This window comes from Geodermatophilus sp. SYSU D00705, from assembly GCF_054050135.1.
On record NZ_JBJGYT010000011.1, the window covers coordinates 77,498 to 94,679 of the forward strand.

The 17,182-nt window shown below is 75.3% G+C and carries 16 protein-coding genes and 1 riboswitch; of the genes, 6 read left to right on the top strand and 10 right to left on the bottom strand.

Going from position 1 to position 17,182, the window contains the following annotated elements; genetic code table 11:
- Nucleotides 1-30: 30 nt before the first annotated feature.
- From ACI78Q_RS11230 to ACI78Q_RS11245, 4 genes are all read right to left on the bottom strand, one after another.
- A complete protein-coding gene (locus ACI78Q_RS11230) occupies nt 31-1,674 on the bottom strand; it encodes a thiamine pyrophosphate-binding protein (RefSeq protein ID WP_456923444.1) in 1,644 nt (547 codons plus the stop codon).
- Nucleotides 1,671-2,447, bottom strand: coding sequence for a cyclase family protein (locus ACI78Q_RS11235; RefSeq protein WP_456923445.1), 777 nt, complete (start codon nt 2,445-2,447; stop codon nt 1,671-1,673). Before ACI78Q_RS11235 ends, ACI78Q_RS11230 begins: the two co-directional genes overlap by 4 nt.
- A gap of 86 nt (nt 2,448-2,533) precedes the next feature.
- On the bottom strand, nt 2,534-4,225 hold the full coding sequence (locus ACI78Q_RS11240) for a SpoIIE family protein phosphatase (protein ID WP_456923446.1): 1,692 nt from the start codon (nt 4,223-4,225) through the stop codon (nt 2,534-2,536).
- Nucleotides 4,226-4,321: 96 nt separating this feature from the next.
- Complete coding sequence (locus tag ACI78Q_RS11245; RefSeq protein ID WP_456923447.1) at nt 4,322-4,621, bottom strand: DUF1905 domain-containing protein; 300 nt, start codon at nt 4,619-4,621, stop codon at nt 4,322-4,324.
- A gap of 110 nt (nt 4,622-4,731) precedes the next feature.
- Between ACI78Q_RS11245 and ACI78Q_RS11250 the strand changes: the two genes are divergently transcribed.
- Nucleotides 4,732-6,378, top strand: a complete 1,647-nt coding sequence (locus tag ACI78Q_RS11250) for a Na+/H+ antiporter (RefSeq protein WP_456923448.1) — start codon at nt 4,732-4,734, stop codon at nt 6,376-6,378.
- Between the two features lie 96 nt (nt 6,379-6,474).
- On the opposite strand, the gene ACI78Q_RS11255 is transcribed toward ACI78Q_RS11250, so the two are convergent.
- From ACI78Q_RS11255 to ACI78Q_RS11280, 6 genes are all read right to left on the bottom strand, one after another.
- Nucleotides 6,475-7,329 carry an SDR family oxidoreductase gene (locus ACI78Q_RS11255; protein WP_456923449.1) on the bottom strand — a complete coding sequence of 285 codons (855 nt, stop codon included), beginning with the start codon at nt 7,327-7,329 and terminating at the stop codon, nt 6,475-6,477.
- Nucleotides 7,330-7,423: 94 nt separating this feature from the next.
- Nucleotides 7,424-8,887 carry a chromate efflux transporter gene (gene chrA / locus ACI78Q_RS11260; protein ID WP_456923450.1) on the bottom strand — a complete coding sequence of 488 codons (1,464 nt, stop codon included), beginning with the start codon at nt 8,885-8,887 and terminating at the stop codon, nt 7,424-7,426.
- 34 nt (nt 8,888-8,921) lie between these two features.
- Nucleotides 8,922-9,179: a hypothetical protein gene (locus ACI78Q_RS11265; RefSeq protein ID WP_456923451.1), complete on the bottom strand. Its 258-nt coding sequence runs from the start codon at nt 9,177-9,179 to the stop codon at nt 8,922-8,924.
- Between the two features lie 19 nt (nt 9,180-9,198).
- Nucleotides 9,199-9,630, bottom strand: coding sequence for a chromate resistance protein ChrB domain-containing protein (locus ACI78Q_RS11270; RefSeq protein WP_456923452.1), 432 nt, complete (start codon nt 9,628-9,630; stop codon nt 9,199-9,201).
- Nucleotides 9,627-10,118, bottom strand: coding sequence for a Chromate resistance protein ChrB (locus tag ACI78Q_RS11275; protein ID WP_456923453.1), 492 nt, complete (start codon nt 10,116-10,118; stop codon nt 9,627-9,629). Before ACI78Q_RS11275 ends, ACI78Q_RS11270 begins: the two co-directional genes overlap by 4 nt.
- A 44-nt stretch (nt 10,119-10,162) precedes the next feature.
- Nucleotides 10,163-12,100: an FAD/NAD(P)-binding protein gene (locus ACI78Q_RS11280; protein ID WP_456923454.1), complete on the bottom strand. Its 1,938-nt coding sequence runs from the start codon at nt 12,098-12,100 to the stop codon at nt 10,163-10,165.
- Nucleotides 12,101-12,316: 216 nt separating this feature from the next.
- A riboswitch (SAM riboswitch) is annotated at nt 12,317-12,429 on the top strand.
- Between the two features lie 311 nt (nt 12,430-12,740).
- Between ACI78Q_RS11280 and ACI78Q_RS11285 the strand changes: the two genes are divergently transcribed.
- The 5 genes from ACI78Q_RS11285 to ACI78Q_RS11305 all read left to right on the top strand — a co-directional run bounded on the left by ACI78Q_RS11285 (nt 12,741) and on the right by ACI78Q_RS11305 (nt 17,170).
- Entirely contained in the window at nt 12,741-13,274 is a 534-nt protein-coding gene (locus ACI78Q_RS11285; RefSeq protein ID WP_456923455.1) for a GNAT family N-acetyltransferase, read from the top strand.
- The gene (locus ACI78Q_RS11290; RefSeq protein WP_456923456.1) at nt 13,271-14,248 is read left to right on the top strand and encodes an amino acid ABC transporter permease; all 978 of its coding nucleotides are present in this window, start codon (nt 13,271-13,273) and stop codon (nt 14,246-14,248) included. The genes ACI78Q_RS11285 and ACI78Q_RS11290 overlap by 4 nt, the downstream gene beginning before the upstream one ends.
- On the top strand, nt 14,245-15,036 hold the full coding sequence (locus ACI78Q_RS11295) for an amino acid ABC transporter ATP-binding protein (protein WP_456923457.1): 792 nt from the start codon (nt 14,245-14,247) through the stop codon (nt 15,034-15,036). Before ACI78Q_RS11290 ends, ACI78Q_RS11295 begins: the two co-directional genes overlap by 4 nt.
- A 122-nt stretch (nt 15,037-15,158) precedes the next feature.
- Nucleotides 15,159-16,136 (top strand): ABC transporter substrate-binding protein, encoded by a 978-nt coding sequence (locus ACI78Q_RS11300; protein ID WP_456923459.1) that lies wholly within the window; start codon nt 15,159-15,161, stop codon nt 16,134-16,136.
- A gap of 20 nt (nt 16,137-16,156) precedes the next feature.
- The gene (locus ACI78Q_RS11305) at nt 16,157-17,170 is read left to right on the top strand and encodes an ABC transporter substrate-binding protein (RefSeq protein WP_456923460.1); all 1,014 of its coding nucleotides are present in this window, start codon (nt 16,157-16,159) and stop codon (nt 17,168-17,170) included.
- The last annotated feature ends 12 nt before the right edge of the window (nt 17,171-17,182 follow it).

The window sequence follows — 17,182 nt, forward strand, 5'->3', positions numbered from 1 at the left end:
CTGGCGCTCCCTGCGATGCTCACGGCACCGTCAGTGGCCGCGGAACGCCTCCTCCAGCCACCACGACGGCTCGTCGGCGGCGACCTTGGCGTCGATGAGCAGCGGCGCCGTACGCGGGCCGGCCACCCAGTCGGCCACCGCGTCGAGGTCCTCGACGCCGCGCACGGTCACCCCGACGAAGCCGTACCCGCGGGCGATCGCCGCCAGGTCGGCGTCGGGGAAGCGGACGGTGTCCAGGGGGTGGCCCTCCGGCCCGAAGTGGTGCACCTCGGCGCCGTAGGCCGCGTCGTCGTAGACGACGACCACCATCGGCAGCCCCAGCCGGACCACCGTCTCCAGCTCCGAGGCGCTCATGAGCGCGCCGCCGTCGCCGAGGGCGGCCACCGGCAGCCGGTCCGGTCGGGCCAGCGCCGCGCCGATCGCCGAGGCCAGCCCCAGACCGACGGACTGGAAGGCCTGGGTGAAGCAGAAGCCCTGCTCGTCGGGGACGTCGAGGAACATGCTCGGGTAGCCCATGAAGTTGCCCGAGTCGACGGCGACCACGCGCTCGGCCGGCAGCAGGTCGTCCAGCGCGATGGTCAGCGTGCGCGGGTCGATCCGTCCGGCGCCCCCGACCGGCGCGAAGGGCACGTCCCGCCAGCGCACCCGGTCGGCGATCGCGGCGCGCACGTCCGGCGTCCGGTAGCCCTCGACGGCCCGCTCCCCGAGGACGGCGGCCGCGGCCTCCGCCGTCCTCCGGACGTCGCCGACCACCCCGAAGGTCAGGTCGCGGTGGACGCCGAGGGCCGCGGGGTCGTCGTCGACCTGGACGACGACGGCGGAGCGGCCGATGAGCCGGCCGTGCCGCATCGTCCACATGTTGAGCGCGCACCCCCAGCCGACGACGAGGTCGGCGCCGCTGATCAGCTCTGCGGCGAGCGGCGAGGCGAACCCGCCCGAGACGTCGAGCGACCACGGGTCGCCGCGGAAGAGGCCGCGCGCCACCGCCGAGGTCGCCAGCAGGGCGCCGCAGCGCGCGGCGAGGTCCTCGAGCGCCGCGCGGGAGCCCCGGGCACCGCGGCCGGCGACGAACACCGGCCGCCGGGCGTGCCGCAGCGCGTGCACGAGCCGCTCCACGTGCTCCGGGGTCACCACCGGCTCGGCGGGAGCGGGCACCGGCGGGGGCCCGGACGGCACCGGGAGCTGCGCCACCTGCACGTCCAGCGGCAGGTTGAGCAGCACCGTCCGCCGGCCGTGGACGGCGGCCCGGACCGCGGCGGCCACCTGGTCCAGCGCGTCACCGGCCGAGGTGACCCGCATCGGCACCGCGCCGACCGCGGCCGCCAGCCCCGACTGGTCGACGGCGAAGTTCGACGTCGGCGCGGACGCCTCCGCAGCGACCACCAGCAACGGGGTGCGGCTCTTGGCCGCCTCCGTGATGCCGGTCATCGCGTTGGTCAGCCCGCAGCCCTGGTGCACGCTCAGCACCACCGGCCGGCCGGTCATCCGGGCGTGGGCGTCGGCCATGGTCGCCGCGCCGCCCTCGTGGCGGGCGGCCACGAACCGGGCCCTGGCGGCCACCATGGCGTTGGTGACGGCGAAGTTGCCGGAGCCGACGACGCCGAACACGGCGCCGACCCCGCAGCCGACCAGGGCGGCGCCGACGGCCTCGGCGACGGTGGTGCGCGACGTCATCCGCGGTCGACGAGGGCCAGGACCCGCGCCGGCGAGCCGGAACCCGAGACGATCGGCAGCGGCGCCGGCACCAGCACCGCCCCGGTGGGCGGCAGCTGCGCCAGGTTCTGCAGCTGGGTCAGCCCGTACTTGCCGCTGCCCATGAGCGCCGCGTGGCACGGGAACGGCGGGTCGAAGGAGTGCGCCGCCCCCGCGTCGGTGCCCACGGTCTCCACGCCCACGCCGACCACCGGCGCCTCCTCGGCCAGCCAGCGCGCGCAGTCCGGCGAGATGCCCGGGGTGTGCGCGCCGGCGTCGTCGGCGTTGAGGAACTCCTCCTGCGAGGCGCTGCGGGCGTCCCAGCCGGTGCGGTAGAGCAGCCACCCGCCCTCGGGCAGCGGCCCGTGCTCGGCCTCCCACGCCCGCACGTGCTCGACCTCGAGCAGGAAGTCGGGGTCGGCGGCGGCCTGCGCGGAGAAGTCGAGGACCGCCGCCGGGGCGATCAGCCGCTGCAGCGGCACGGAGGCGACGTCCTCGCCGTCCTTGCCGGTCACCCAGTGGTTGGGCGCGTCGAAGTGCGTGCCGGTGTGCTCGCCGGACCGGAAGTTGTTCCAGTACCAGGCCGGACCGCGGTCGTCGTACCGGCTGAGCTCCTCGAGCTCGAAGCGCGCGGTCTGGGCGAACTGCTCGGGCAGCTGGATGACCGGGGTCTCGGCCGACAGCGGGGCGGTGAGGTCCACGACCTCGATGCGGCCGCCGACCAGGGCGGCGGCGAACCCGGACAGGGCTGACATGGGCGTCCCTTCGACGGGGGAACTCGGGGTGCTGGGAGCATGCCGCACCCGGGAGCCGGACGGCCGGCGCGCGGACGCGGTGCCGGTCAGCCGGCCGGGCGCCCCTCCTGCTCGTGGCAGCGGACGGCGACGATCGCGACGTCGTCGTCCGGACGGCCCCCGACGATCCGGCCCAGCAGCTCGTCGCACAGCTCGTCGACCGGCTGCGGGCCGACCGCCGCGACGGCGGCGAGCAGCCGGTCGGTGCCCTCGTCGATGCCGGTGCGGCCCTGCTCGACCAGCCCGTCGGTGTAGAAGACCAGCGTGTCCCCGGGGCCGACGTCGGCGACGGAGTCCGACCGCGGGTGGGGGGAGTCCGCGCCCAGCAGCGTCTCCGGCGGGGAGGCCAGCAGCTCGACCCGCCCGTCGGCCCGCAGCAGCAGCGGGGGCAGGTGTCCCGCCGAGGACCACCGCACCGTGCGCCGGCCGGTCCCGGCCAGTTCCCGGGCCTGCTCGATGCGCGCGATGAGGACGGTGGCCAGGGTGCTGACCTGCAGCCCGGACATGACCGCGTCGACCCGGGTGAGGATCCGCGCCGGCTCCTCCTGCCGGTCGAAGGCGATCCCTCGGACGATGCTGCGCAGCTGGCCCATCGCCGCGGCCGCGTCGACGTTGTGGCCGACGACGTCCCCGATGACCAGCAGCGTCGCGCCGTCGGGCTGCTGGAAGGCGTCGTACCAGTCCCCGCCCACGTGCAGCGTGCTCGACGCCGGCTGGTACCGGACGGCGATCTCCAGCTCGTCGGGCTGGGGCGGCGGGGTCAGCAGGCTGCGCTGCAGCGTCTCGGCGACCTTGAGCTGCCGCCCGTAGAGCCGGGCGTTGTCGATGGCCAGCGAGGCGCGCCGGGCGACCTCGACCGCCGTCGCGATCTCCATCTCCCCGTGGGCCGCCCGCCCCGAGGAGTTCACCAGGCCGAGGGCGCCGAAGGTCTCCGAGCGGGCCCGCAGCGGCACGATCGTGATCGAGCCGGCGTCCAGCCGCTCCCATGCCTCCCGCACCTCGTCGCTGCCCAGCGCCGGCTCCACGAGGGCCGGGTCGATCCAGGGCAGGTGGACCGGCTCGCCGGTGAGCAGCGCGGCGGCCATCGGGTTGCTGTCGTCGCCGGGGGTCTGGAGGCGCCCGAGCATGTAGGTCTCGAGGTCGGCCAGCCGGGCGGGGTCGCGGTGTGCCCAGCGCTCCTCCGGGGACTGCCCGTCGTCCCCGACGACCGTGACCACGGCCCAGTCGGCCAGCCGGGGGACGACGAGGTCGACCAGCTTGCCCACCGACTCCCCGGCGTCGAGCGTGCTGATCATCGCCTCGCTCACCTCGGCGAGGAAGCGCAGGCGGTCGTCCTCGGCCGCGGCGTCGGAGCGGGCATCGGCGTCCTCGGCCCGCAGCCCCTCGGGCAGCGGCCCGGCGCTCTCCCGCAGGTGCACGTGCAGCTGGTCGCCGGCGCGGTGCGCCGTGGCGTCGAGCCAGCGCTCCGCGGGGGCGTAGAAGCCGCGCCAGGTCACCCGCTCACCGACGCTGCGGGCGTGCAGCAGGAAGCTGTGGAAGATCGTGCCGGCCAGCTCGGGCAGCGCGATCCAGATGTTCCGGTCGACCAGCTCCTCGCGCCGGCGTCCCAGCAGGTCGGCGGTGGCCTGGTCGACCGCCACGAGGGTCCAGTCGGCGTCGAAGACGGCGACCGCCCCGTGACCGACCCGGGCGCCCGCGCGGCCACCGGCGCGGGCGGAGGGCACGACCGCTTCGTTCACGACGTCCCCATCACCTCGGCCGGGCGGCGCACCCGCTGCATGATCCCGGCACAGTACGCCAGGGACGGCGACCGGCCGGGGACGCCGTGCGCGCGCTCAGCCGAGCCGTTCCTCCAGGTGGACGGTGACCGTGTCGCCGGCCTGCTTGCCGATCGCGTCGCGCACGTCGGCCCGCACCGGGAGCTTGTGCGTGCCGTCGCCCAGGGCCATGAACGAGCTGCGGAACGGCCGCCCGTCGATGGTGCCGCGCACCTTGACCAGGCCGCGGGTGCCGAAGAACTCGGCCGACCGCGGCATCTGCACGTAGGTCCACCCGCCGTCCGCGGGGCTGCGGAGCAGCTGGGCGGTGAACTCGGTGTCCAGCGGTCCCGGCCCCGTCGATCGCGCAGCGGTCATGGTGGCGCTCCTCTCCTCGTCCTCACCGCTCCGACCGCGGGACGGGCCGGAAGTCATCGGCGGGCCGCACTGCCCGCTCCCGGCCGGTCGGGAAGTATGCGGAGGTGCACGTGGATCCCCTGTTGCTGCTGGTCCTCGGCGCGGTCGCGGTGATCGTGGCGGTGCGCTGGCTGGCCGACCGCAGCGGGCTGCCGGCCGCGGCGCTGCTGACCCTGATCGGCATCGCCTACGCCTACCTGCCCGGCCCGAACATCGCGCTCGACCCCCACCTCGTGCTCACCCTGGTGCTGCCACCCCTCCTCTACAGCGCTGCTCTCGACAGCTCCCTGACCGCGATCCGCCGCAACCTGCGGACGGTGGTCAGCCTCTCGGTGCTGCTCGTGACCGCCACCGCGCTGGTGATCGGCATCGGCTTCGAGCTGTTCGTCGCCGGCGCCACCCTCGCGGCGGGGATCGCGCTGGGCGCCGCCGTGGCCCCGCCCGACCCGGTCGCCGCGCTCGCCGTCGGCCGCAAGGTGGGCCTGCCGCCGCGGCTGATCACCCTGATCCAGGGCGAGGGGCTGCTCAACGACGCCACGGCCCTCACCATCCTGTCGGTCGCGGTCGCCGCCGCGCAGGGGGACGGGTTCTCCACCCCGGCCGCGGTCGGGCAGTTCGTCGTCGTCGCCGCCGGCGGCGTGGCGGTCGGGGTGTTCATCGCCCATGCGGTCCGGCCGCTGCGCAAGCTGCGCCGGGACCCGCTGTCGTCGAACGCGATCTCCCTGGCCACCCCGTTCGTGGCCTACCTGCTGGCCGAGAGCCTGCACGTGTCGGGGGTGCTGGCCGTCGTCGTCGCGGGGCTGATCATCGGGCACAACTTCCCGGTCTGGGCGACCGGCGCGACCCGGCTGCAGACCGACGCGGTCTGGCGGCTGGTCGACTTCCTGCTCGAGGGCGTCGTCTTCCTGCTCATCGGCCAGCAGCTGCCCGCGGTCATCCGCGGCCTGGACCAGTACACGACCGGCACGATCGTGACCGCGTCGCTGATCACCGTCGGGGTGGTGCTGCTGCTGCGGCCGCTGTGGCTGTGGCTCACCGAGCACCTGCCGCAGTCGCTGCACACCCGGCTGGGCGGCGAGGACCTGGCCGGGGAGGACGGCGACCCGCGGACCGCGCTGACGCGGCTGTCGGGCCGGGAGATCGTCGTCCTCAGCTGGGCCGGCACCCGCGGGGTGATCAGCCTCGCGGCGATCTTCACCCTGCCCCTGACCACGGACACCGGGGAGCCGTTCCCCGACCGCAACCTGCTGCTGTTCTGCGCCTTCCTCGCCGTGCTGGTCACGCTGGTCGGCCAGGGGCTGACCTTCGCCCCGCTGGCGCGCGCCCTGGACCTGCGGGCCGACGAGGCCGACCAGGCCCGGCTGCGCAACGAGGCGCGGGCGGCCTCGGTGGAGGCCGGCCTGCGGCGGCTCGACGAGCTGGCCGCCGAGCAGCACGACCACGTCGACGACGAGGCGATCGAGACCATCCGCGCGCAGCTGCAGGCCCGCCTCGACCGCTACCGGCGCCGGCTGGACGTGCTGCAGTCCGCGGAGGGCGGCGAGGTGCCGATGTCGCCGGAGTACGAGGCGGCGCTGCGGGTGCGCAAGGCCGTGCTCGGCGCCCAGCGCGAGGAGCTGCTGCACTGGCGGGACGTCGGCCGGCTGCCCGACGAGGGCCTGCGCCGGCTCGAGCGCGAGCTCGACCACGAGGAGGGCCGGCTGCCGGCCCGCCGGTGACAGCGGGCCGGGTGGTGCGCCGTTCGTGATCGCGCCTCCGGCCCCCTCCAGGGCGTTCCCGAGCGTGCGAGGAGACCCGGGAGGGGATCCTTCCTCTCAGGCGAACGGGCGCAGACCCTCGACCAGCGGCGTGCTGGGGCGGCCGGCCAGCTTGGCGAGGTCGCCGGAGGTGGCGCTCAGCGCGCCGGCGCGGATGCCGCCCTCCAGCCCGACCACGAACCCGGCGGTGCCCTCGTCGAGCCCGGCGGCCAGCAGGGCCGCGCGCTGCTCCTCCGGCGAGCGCCGCTCGTAGGCGACCTCGCGGCCCAGCAGCTCGCCGATCGCGGCGGCGAGCTCGTCGAAGCTCCAGGCCGTGTCGCCGGAGAGCTCGTAGACCGCGCCCTCGTGGCCGTCGGTGACCAGCGCGCCGGCGATGGCCGCGGCGTAGTCCGCGCGCGTGGCGCTGGCGACCCGGCCGTCGCCGACGCTGGCCGCCACGACGCCGGTCTCCCGCGCCTGCTGCAGCTGGGGCACGTAGTTCTCGGTGTACCAGCCGTTGCGCAGCAGGGTCGCCGGCAGGCCGCTCTCGCGGATCATCTGCTCGGTCGCCCGGTGGTCGGGCGCGAGCAGCAGCGGCGTGTCGTCGGCGCCCAGGATGCTGGTGTAGGCGATCCGGGCCACCCCGGCCCGCACCGCGGCGTCCACCACGGCCCGGTGCTGGGCGACCCGCGCCCCTGGCTGGCTGCCCGAGACCAGCAGGACGGTGTCGCCCGCGGAGAACGCGGCGTCCAGGGTGGCCGGGTCGTCGTAGTCCAGGCGCAGGGTGCGCACGCCGCGCTCGGCGAGGTCGGCGATCCGCTCCAGCGCCCGCCCACCGGCGACGACGTCCCCGGGGGCGACGCCCCGGGCGAGCAGCTCCTCCACGACGAGCCGGCCGAGCTGGCCGGTGGCTCCGGTGACGACGATCGACATGCGGGGTCCTCCGATACGGGCGGGATGGCGAGGGAACGCCATTGCACGTCGGCGAACCCGGCGGGCGGCAGCCCTGTTCCCGCCGGGCGGGAGATCACCCGACCGGCAGGCCCGCGAGGCCCGCGGCCAGGCCCAGCACGGCGCAGACGCCGAGCGTGCGCAGCACCGACCACTTGACGCGGAACAGCAGCACCGCGGCCACCAGGGCGATGGCCAGGGGCACCGGCCGCAGCGTGCTCGGCTCGGGCAGCTCCAGGTGCAGCGGCCCGCGGTCGACCCCCACGGTCTCCGAGAACAGCGTGTGGACGGCGAAGTAGACGCCGAGGTTGGCGATCACGCCGACGACCGCGGCGGTGATGCCGGCCAGCGCGGCCGACAGCGACCGGTTGCCGCGCAGCCGCTCCATGTACGGGGCGCCCAGGAGCACGAACAGGAAGCTGGGCACGAACGTCACCCAGGTGACCAGCAGCGAGGCCAGCACGGCGGCCACCCAGGGGTCCAGGTCGCCGGGTGCGCGGTAGGCGCCGAGGAACGCCACGAACTGCACGACCATGATCAGCGGGCCCGGCGTCGTCTCGGCCAGCGCCAGCCCGCGCACCATCTCCCGCGGCCCGAGCCAGCCGTAGACGGCCACGGCCTGCTGGGCGACGTAGGCCAGCACGGCGTAGGCGCCGCCGAAGGTGACCACCGCGGCGCCGGAGAAGAACAGCCCCTGCTGGGTGAAGACGCTGTGCGTCCCGGTGAGCACCGCGGCCGCCGCGACCGGGACACCCCACACGAGCAGCCCGGCGAGCAGCACCGTGAGGGTGCGCCGGGTGGTGGGGGTCTCGTGGTGCAGCACGTCGTCGGAGATCACCGGCGTCGGGCCGGCGTCCGGGCCCTCGGCCGGTTTCTTCTGCGGCAGCGCGGACGGCCGCCAGCGGCCCAGCCCCCAGCCGGCGAGCCCGGCGACCGCGACCACGACCGGGAACGGCACGCCGAACAGGGAGAGGGCCAGGAACGCCGCCACGGCGATGACCACCAGGGCACGGCTGTCCAGGGCCCGCTTCGCCACCCGCACCACTGCCTGCGCCACGATCGCCAGCACCGCGGCCGCGAGCCCGACGAAGACGGCGGTGACCGCGGTGGCGGTGCCGAAGGCGACGTAGACGGCCGAGAGCGCCAGGAGCGCGACGACGCCCGGCAGGACGAACAGCCCGCCGGCGACCAGGCCGCCGCGGGTGCCGTGCAGCAGCCACCCGACGTAGGTGGCCAGCTGCTGCGCCTCCGGGCCGGGCAGCAGCGTGCAGTAGTTCAGCGCGTGCAGGAACCGCTTCTGGCCGATCCAGCGCTTCTCGTCGACCAGGGTGCGCTGCATGACCGCGATCTGGCCGGCCGGGCCGCCGAAGGTCTGGAGGGAGATCAGGAACCAGGCACGCACGGCGGTCCGGAACGGCACCACGCTCTGCGCGTGCGGCCGCGTCGGCGCCGGGGTCACGGGCGCCGACGTGGCCACGTCGGCGGGCTCCGGGACGGTGGGCGGTTCGGTGCGCGGCCGGGGCCGTGCCTCGCGGGTCATGGACGTCCTCGTCTCGTGTGCGGGCGGGGGCGGCTCAGCGCGGAGGAGGACCGCATCGGCCGGGCTGGTCGGGGGCGGCGTCGGGGTCCTCGGGCAGCAGCAGCCCCAGACACAGCAGGAGCAGACCCGTGCCGGCGGTGTAGGCGGCGAAGACCAGGCCGGGGTCGAGCCCGACGGCCGCGGCCAGGCCGAGGCCGAGCAGGACACCGCCGACGACCTGGACGTACGCGCGCGCCCGGCTGTGGTGGACGTACACGGTGACCGAGAAGCCGTGGTCGGCGGTGCTGCGCATCAGGTCCTCCGACGGAAGGTCAGGCCGGCTCGCGGCCGAGCAGCAGGCGGCGGCGGTGGTACTCGTACAGCCCGTCGAACAGCGGACCGGCGACGGCGAGGGTCTGCTCGTCGGTGCCGGTCATCGACAGGCCGCGCAGGAGGACGTCGAGACCCGGCGCCTCGGGCGCGTCGAACCGCCCGTCGTCGAGGTCGGCCTCGTGCACCGCCTCGGCGACCCGCCACAGCACCGGGTCGGTGAGCTCGTGGCGGCGCAGGATGGTCTCGAACGAGCAGTCGCCGCCGTGGTGGCCGAGCTCGACCCCGCGCATGTCGAACGGGGTGGCGTCGGCGGGCACCTCGGCCGGGTCGGAGACGAAGACGAACACCGCCTCCGGGTCCAGGAAGCGGCGGATCAGCCAGGCGCAGGCGGCGCGGTCGATGTGCACCCCGGCCCGGGTCGCCCACCTCACGGCGCCACCGCCACGTCGCCGGCCGCGGTGAGGGTCTGCAACGCGGCGGTCGCCTCGTCGCGCTCGGGCGGCGGGAAGAAGTCGCGCCGCCCGATCGCGCGGAACTCGGTGCGCAGCCGGCGCAGGGCCCGGGCGCGCTCTGCGGGATCGGCGTCGGCGGCCGCCCGGCACTCCGCCGCCAGCGCCCGGTACTCCTCCGCCCGTGCCGCGGCCATCCGCGCGGCGAGGGCCCGCTCCTGGGCGGCACTGCCCGGCCGCGCCACCCACAGCCCCGCCGTCCCGCCGGCCTCGAGGACGTCGTCGGCGAGCCACTCCAGCTGCTCACGGGTGCGGGCGTCGGCGGGCAGGGCGACCAGGCCGTCGGACAGCTGGGCCACGCCGAGCCGCCGCAGCCGGCGCCACAGCGTCGTCCGGGGACCGGAGGGCTCACGCGGCAGCCGGTAGGACAGCAGCACCCACTCACCGGCCGGCGACGTCGGACGCTGCACACGGCGATGCAACCACGGTTGCAACGCCGTGTCGAGGGGGAGCGTCAGGCGGCCCCGGCGGCGAGGACGGGGACGACGGGCTCCTGCCCCGCGCCGGTGAGCGTGTGCCAGAGGTCGCGGGCGAGGGCGTCGTTCTGCCGGAAGAACGGCGCGTTGGTGCGCGGGCGGGCGAAGGCCGCGACCTGGGCGCCGGCGGTCCAGAAGCCGGCCGCCCGGATCGTCGGGTGCGGCTCCCCGGATGCCGTGACCACCCGCAGGTCGGCGTCGACGTCCAGCCGCCCGGTGCCGCGGACGCCGGCCGCGGCACCGGGGTCGGCGAGCACCCGCTCGCGGGCCTCACCGCGGCCCAGCAGGCCGGTGACGACGGGGTCCGGCGTGGCGGTGACGTCCGGCGACGGCACCCGCGCCTCGACCAGGGCGCGGGCCTCGACCACCCCGGGGCAGCTGGTGGAGTGCGCGCGGAAGACCCCGGCGTCCTCGTCCAGCACCACCTCGACGCCGGCGCCGAGGAAGTGCAGCACGCCGGCCTCCGACAGGGCGAGCAGCTCCTCCAGCCGCGGGCCGGGAGGCCCGCTGGCGAGGTAGCTGAACAGGTTCATCCACCAGCCGGCGAGGTCCTCGGACTCCGCCCGCGGCGTCAGCCGCCGCGCCGCCGCCAGCGCGGCGATGGTGCCGTGGCACTGCAGCAGGGCGGTGAAGACGGCGGCGTCGGTGCTGAACCGCGGGTCGGCGGCACGGTCGAGATCGGCGCGCACGTGCCGGCGCACCGCGTCCTGCAGCGCCTCCGGCTCGGCGAACCACCGGCCGGCGAGCGGGCGGTCCAGCGCGGCCAGGTCGAACCGGTCGACCAGGTCGGGCACGGCGCGGGCCACCAGCGCCCGCTCGGCGCGCGGGGTGGCCGCCGCGACGTACGCCTCGGCGAACTCCTCCCACGGCATGGCGGTGCGCTCGGGGAAGGCCCGGAACAGCTCGGTGTAGTGCGCCCAGGCGAGGTCCCGCTCGATCAGCGGCGCGAGGTCGGCCCGCAGATCCAGCCGCCGGGACGGGCCGAACGCCTCGTCGACGGCGGCGAGGGTGAAGAACCGCAGCGGCACCGGCGGGCCGGCCCACGTGTACCCGAGCTTGGACCGGTAGGGGACGCCGCGCCGCGAGCCCACGTGCAGCACCGGCTCCCGCCCGGAGGGGTGGTAGCGCAGCCGGCCGTCGTCGTCCCGGGTGAACCGTCCCCCGCGGCCGCTGGTGAGCAGCACCGCGAGGTCGACGAAGGCCAGGCCCGCCCCGCGGACCAGGACGTCCTCCCCGGGCGCCAGCGCGGACAGGTCCAGGTCGGCGGTGTAGCCCGTGGGCACGTAGGTGAGGCCGTGCCGCTCGGCGCGCTCCGTCGTCGACCGCTCCGCCGCCGTGGGCCGCGCGTCGAGGTGCCCCTGGGCCAGCACGACGGCGTCGGCGGCCAGCTCGGCGCCGTCGGCCAGCCGCACCCGGGTGCCCGCGGGGGTGTCGGCCACGTCGAGCACACGGGTGGCGTGCAGGTGGACGTCGACCCAGGGCGCGGCAGCGGCGACCACCGTGTCGAGCACCCAGCCGAGGTAGGCGTTGACCAGCGGCCGGGAGGGGAAGGACGACGGGGTGAGCCCGCGGGCCTCGCGGCCGACCGGGTCGTCGGCCGGGCGGTGCCGGGCGACGTCGCACACCCACTGCCACAGCGTGGCGCCCTCCTCCACCGGGCCGTCGACCACGACCGAGGGGTCGGGGAGGACGGTGACGTCGCCGACGAGCGAGTTCGCCCACAGCAGGGCGGGCTGCGCGGCGCGCCAGACGCGACCCCCGCCGGGCGGGAACGGGTCGACGAGGTGGACGTGCAGGCGCCGGCCGGCGGAGAGCTCGGGGGCGGAGGCGACGAGGCGTTCGAGGACGCCGATCGCGGTGGGGCCGGCGCCGACGACGACCAGGGTCGGGGCGCGGAGGGGGTCGGGGCGGGACATGCGGGGGCGCTCCAGTGCCGGGAGGACGAGGGACGGGCGGGTCAGTCCTCCGGACACAGGGCGCTGCTGGTGCGGAGCAGGTCGACGTGCCGACGCTGTGCGAGCTCCGATCGGGTCACGCCCCCTCCTCCTCCTGGCCGGTGCGGTGTCTCACCAATGTCTACCAAACCGATCGGGATTGACGGATATGACATCCGGTGCCTATCGTCCCGGCCAGGTCCTGAGTGCCAGCACACAAGCCCCGGCTCGCTGGCCGGCAACCCTCCGCTGCGACGGGGTGCCCCGGGTGACGACCTGGCCGACGCATCCCGCGTCGGCAAGTCCGCAGCCCTCCCGGGCTCTGAACGAGGAGCACGCCCCCGTGAGCACCGCCGGCACGCCGAGCGTGCGCGACCTCTCGACCGACCTCGTCGGCCGACCGACGGTCGACCTCCTGCGTACCGACAGCGCGCTCTGTCGCTGACGCATTCCCCCTCCTGACCGGTTCCCCGGTCCCGCGGCCCCGCCCGCTCCTGCCCACCGCCTTCCCGCGGTGCCGGCGGCGTGCCCGCGCACCCCCACCCGCTCGTCCCCTGGGAGCACCCCGCATGTCCCGCACCCCCCTGCCCAGGCGCCTCCGGCCGGACACGGAGGTGACCGCGTGACCACCTCCACCGGCCTGCACGTGGTCCGCGTCCACCCGCACGACCCGCTCGCCGCGCCGCTGTTCGCCGAGCTCACCGTCGAGTACGACACCCGCTACGGCGACCTCTTCGGCGGCGCGGCCGCGGAGATGGCCCGCTTCCCCGCCGAGCAGTTCCTCCCCCCGGACGGCGAGCTCATCCTGGTGCTCGAGGACGGCGTCGCGGTCGCAGGCGGCGCCTACCGCCGGCACGCCGACCCCGGCACCGCCGAGGTCAAGCGGATGTGGACCGCCGCGGCCCACCGGCGCCGCGGCCTGGCCCGGCGGGTGCTCGCCGAGCTCGAGGCGCGCGCCGCCGCCCGCGGCTACACCCGCATGTACCTGACGACCGGCCCGCGCCAGCCCGAGGCCAAGGCCCTCTACCTGGCCGCCGGCTGGACCCCGCTGTTCGACCCGGCCGTCCCGCGCCCCACCGACCTGGCCACCCTCCGCACCCTGCCGCCCGGCGAGCTCGGCTACGCCTTCGACAAGCCCCTGGGAGACCCCGAATGACCGCCGTCGTCCCCCGCCCTGCCGCGGACACCGCCGCACCACCGCCGACCGGCACGCCCTACGACCAGCTCAGGGTGGTGCCCGCCCGGCACCCCGGCCGCTGGGTGGCCACCGCCGTCGTCGCCGTCCTGCTGGCGATGGTGGTCAACTCGCTGGTCACCAACCCGCGGTGGGAGTGGGACGTCGTCGCCGCGTACGTCACCGAGGAGTCGATCGTCCGCGGCGTCTGGACGACGATCCAGCTGACGCTGATCACCGCGGTCCTGGGCTTCGCGCTCGGCACGGTGCTGGCGCTCATGCGGCTGTCCCGCTCGCCGCTGCTGCAGGCGGTCAGCTGGGGCTACACCTGGGTGTTCCGCTCGGTGCCGCTGATCCTGCAACTGCTGCTCTGGTACAACCTCGCCTACCTGTACCAGACACTGGACCTCGGCATCCCGTTCGGCCCGTCCTTCGCCAGCGTCGAGACCCTCTCGCTGATCGACAAGTTCGGCGCCGCCGTCCTCGGCCTGGGCCTGCACCAGGCCGCCTACTCCGCCGAGATCGTCCGCGCCGGCATCCTGTCGGTCGACCAGGGCCAGCTGGAGGCGGCCGCCTCCCTCGGCATCCCGCGCCGCCGGCAGACCACCCGCATCGTGCTGCCGCAGGCCATGCGCTCGATCGTGCCGACGGCGGTCAACGAGGTCATCGGCCTGTTCAAGGGCACCTCGATCGTCTACGTGCTGGCGCTCGGCGAGCTCTTCTACACCGTCAGCGTGATCTACGGCCGCACCCAGCGGGTGCTCCCGATGCTCATCGTGGCCGCCGTCTGGTACGTCGTCCTGACCACGGTGGTCACCGTCGTCCAGTACCACGTCGAGCGGTACTACGCCCGGGGCGCGGTCCGCACGCTGCCGCCGACACCGCTGCAGCGGCTGCGCGCCAACCTCACCGCCGGTCTCGCCCGCGTCTCCTCCACCCGCGAGGTGTCCCGGTGACCGCCGCGGCCGTCCGGCCCGGCCGGGTCGAGGTGCACGGGGTGCACAAGTCCTTCGGCACGCTGGAGGTCCTGCACGGCGTGGACCTGGTCGTCGAGCCCGGCAGCGTCACCGTGGTGCTGGGCCCGTCGGGCTCCGGCAAGTCGACGCTGCTGCGCAGCATCAACCACCTGGAGAAGGTCGACCGCGGCTTCGTCGCCCTCGACGGCGAGCTCGTCGGCTACCGACGGCGGGCCCACCGGGACGGCGAGCGGCTGCACGAGCTCCAGGAGAAGGACCTGCTGCGCCAGCGCACGCGGTTCGGCTTCGTCTTCCAGGGCTTCAACCTCTTCCCGCACCTCACCGCGCTGGACAACGTGGTCGAGGCGCCGGTGTCCGCGCAGGGCCGCCGCCGGAGTGAGGTGGAGGCCGAGGCCCGCGAGCTGCTGGCGCGGGTGGGCCTGGCCGACAAGGCCGACGTCTACCCCCGGCAGCTGTCCGGCGGCCAGCAGCAGCGCGTGGCGATCGCCCGCGCGCTGGCGATGCGGCCGGCCGTCCTGCTGTTCGACGAGCCCACGTCGGCGCTGGACCCGGAGCTGGTCGGCGAGGTGCTCGGCGTCATCGAGGACCTCGCCCGCACCGGGACGACGATGATCGTGGTCACCCACGAGATCGGCTTCGCCCGCGAGGCCGCCGACCAGGTGGTCTTCATGGACGCCGGCCGCATCGTCGAGACCGGCCCGCCCGAGCGCGTCCTCGACGACCCGCAGCACGAACGGACCCGCGCCTTCCTCGCCAAGGTCCTCTGACCCCACCCGAACCGCAATCCAATCCAAGCCCCACGCCTCCACGGCCCCCTGTAGGGGCCCGCCGCGAGCCCGCGAGCGGTGGGGGGCAGGGGGTCCTTCGAGCCTGCCCGAGGAGAACCATCGTGACCCCCCGTACCCGACGAGCCCGCCTCGTCCCCGTCCTGGCCGCCGTGTCCCTGCTGGCGCTGGGGGCGTGCAGCAGCTCTGCGGAGATCGAGGAGCAGGCCCGCGCCGACGAGGGTGGCGAGCGCACCGCCCTCACCGTCGACACCAGCCCGGAGCAGGACCGCATCCACACCACCCCCGACGAGGAGGCCATCGCGCTGCTGCCCGAGGGGGCCTTCCCGGACGGCGTGCTCCGGGTCTCGGTGACCCAGGGCGCGGTGCCGCTGGCCTTCTTCGCCGACGACAACCAGACCGTGATCGGCAGCGAGACCGACATCGCCACCCTGGTCGCCGACGCGCTCGACCTGGAGCTGGAGCTGGTCGTCAACGACTGGTCCAACTGGCCGCTGGCCACCCGGTCCGGCGAGGTCGACGCCACCATCTCCAACGTCACCGTGACCGAGGAGCGCAAGCAGCTGTTCGACTTCTCCTCCTACCGCGTCGACCAGCTCGGCTGGCTGGTGGAGGCCGACAGCGACCTGCAGATCGACGAGGCCGCCGACATCGCCGGGCTCACCGTCGGCGTGGGCTCCGGCACCAACCAGGAGCAGATCCTGCTCGCCTGGGACCAGCAGAACACCGACGCCGGCCTGGAGCCGGTGACCGTCGACTACTACGAGTCCTACAACGACGCCGTCCTGGCCCTGCAGTCCGGCCGGCTGGACTCCTACGTCGGCCCCAACGCCATCGCCGCCTACAGCGCCGCGGTCTCCCCGGACGACGTCGCGGTCGCCGGCACCGTGAACGGCGGCTGGCCCGACACCGCGAACATCGCCGTCGCCACCGCCAAGGGCAACGGCCTGGCCGAGGCGTTCACCGCCGCGCTGAACTCCGCCATCGAGGACGGCAGCTACCAGGAGGTCCTGGACCGCTGGGGCCTGGGCGCCGAGGCGGTCGACCGCGCCGAGACCAACCCGCCCGGCCTGGGCGCCTGAACCCCGCGAGGAGATCCCCGATGACCCGTACCCGCACCCGTCGCAGCCGTCCCGCCGCGCTGCCCGTGGCCACCGCCCTGACCCTGTCCACCGTCGTGTTCCTGTCGGCCTGCACCAGCTCCGCGGAGATCGAGGCCGACCAGCGCGCCGACACCGCCGCGGCCGCCGCCGAGGCCGACGAGACCACCTCGGTCCTGGAGGTGGACACCAGCCCCGAGCAGGCCGGCCGGGTCCACACCGACGAGGACCCCGGCACCGCCGCGCTCGTGCCCGCCGACATCGCCGAGGACGGGAAGCTGACCGTCGGCGTCGTCGGCACCGGCGAGCCGCCGCTGGGCTTCCTCGCCGACGACAACAGCACCGTCGTCGGCAGCGAGGTCGACATCGCCTCGCTGGTCGCCGAGTCCCTCGGCCTCGAGCTCGAGGTGGTGAACGTGGCCTGGGAGCAGTGGCCGCTCGGCGTGCAGAGCGGTGACCTCGAGGCGGTGTTCAGCAACGTCGGCGTCAACAACGAGCGGCTGCAGCTGTTCGACTTCGCCACGTACCGCCAGGGCGTCATGGCGTTCACCGCGAGGCCCGGCAGCGGGCTGTCGATCGCCGGCGCCGAGGACATCGCCGGCCTCACGATCGCGGTGGGCTCCGGCACCAACCAGGAGCGGATCCTGCTGGACTGGAACGCGCAGAACGAGGCCGCCGGGCTCGAGCCCGCGCAGCTGGAGTACCACGCCAACGCCGCCGACGCCCTGCTGGCGCTGCAGTCGGGCCGGATCGACACCTACCTCGGTCCGAACCCCAACGCCGTCTACCAGCAGTCGGTCGGGGACGTCGAGATCGTCGGCACGGTCAACGCCGGGTGGCCCGACACCACCTACGTCGCGGCCACCACGCTCAAGGACAACGGCCTGGTGGACGCCGTCGAGGCGGCGCTGCAGCACGTGTTCGAGGACGGCACCTACGCCCGGACCCTCGAGCGCTGGGGCCTGTCCGACGAGGCCGTCGACGAGCCGGTGGTCAACCCCGCCGTCGGCTCCTGAGCCCACCGGTGC

Coding starts and splice junctions, on each gene's coding strand:
- ACI78Q_RS11230 (WP_456923444.1), bottom strand. CDS start 1,674: ATGACGTCGCGCACCACCGTCGCCGAGGCCGTCGGCGCCGCCCTGGTC.
- ACI78Q_RS11265 (WP_456923451.1), bottom strand. CDS start 9,179: ATGCGCAGCACCGCCGACCACGGCTTCTCGGTCACCGTGTACGTCCAC.
- ACI78Q_RS11290 (WP_456923456.1), top strand. CDS start 13,271: ATGACCGCCGTCGTCCCCCGCCCTGCCGCGGACACCGCCGCACCACCG.
- ACI78Q_RS11305 (WP_456923460.1), top strand. CDS start 16,157: ATGACCCGTACCCGCACCCGTCGCAGCCGTCCCGCCGCGCTGCCCGTG.
- ACI78Q_RS11280 (WP_456923454.1), bottom strand. CDS start 12,100: ATGTCCCGCCCCGACCCCCTCCGCGCCCCGACCCTGGTCGTCGTCGGC.
- ACI78Q_RS11245 (WP_456923447.1), bottom strand. CDS start 4,621: ATGACCGCTGCGCGATCGACGGGGCCGGGACCGCTGGACACCGAGTTC.
- ACI78Q_RS11255 (WP_456923449.1), bottom strand. CDS start 7,329: ATGTCGATCGTCGTCACCGGAGCCACCGGCCAGCTCGGCCGGCTCGTC.
- ACI78Q_RS11235 (WP_456923445.1), bottom strand. CDS start 2,447: ATGTCAGCCCTGTCCGGGTTCGCCGCCGCCCTGGTCGGCGGCCGCATC.
- chrA (WP_456923450.1), bottom strand. CDS start 8,887: ATGACCCGCGAGGCACGGCCCCGGCCGCGCACCGAACCGCCCACCGTC.